At 62.1% G+C, this 248-nt stretch carries 1 protein-coding gene; it reads right to left on the bottom strand.

Annotation, left to right across the window (positions count from 1 at the left end):
* Positions 1 to 248 (bottom strand): alanine:cation symporter family protein (locus A3736_RS07460; protein ID WP_197465534.1); only part of this gene is annotated, 248 nt, incomplete at both ends.

Below are 248 nucleotides of genomic sequence, written 5' to 3'. Positions count from 1 at the left end.
CACGTTGAACGCGCCGTCGAAGATCCGCCCGAAGGTTTCCGGCAGATCGCCGAAATTGAGGATCAGCGCGATCACCGCCATCACGATATAGGCGGCGGCCATGAAGGGAACGACGCTTTCCGCGACGCGCCCGATCGACTTGATCCCGCCGATGATGACGATGAACACGGTGACCGCCACGATCAGACCGCCCAGCCAGCGTTCGATGCCGAACAGCTCGTTGAGGCCGCTGGCGACTTCGTTGGACT

This window comes from Erythrobacter sp. HI0063 (assembly GCF_001635685.1).
Classification (GTDB): domain Bacteria; phylum Pseudomonadota; class Alphaproteobacteria; order Sphingomonadales; family Sphingomonadaceae; genus Qipengyuania.
The sequence above is the reverse complement of the archived record's forward strand: the minus strand, read 5'-3'. Positions and strand labels throughout refer to the sequence as shown.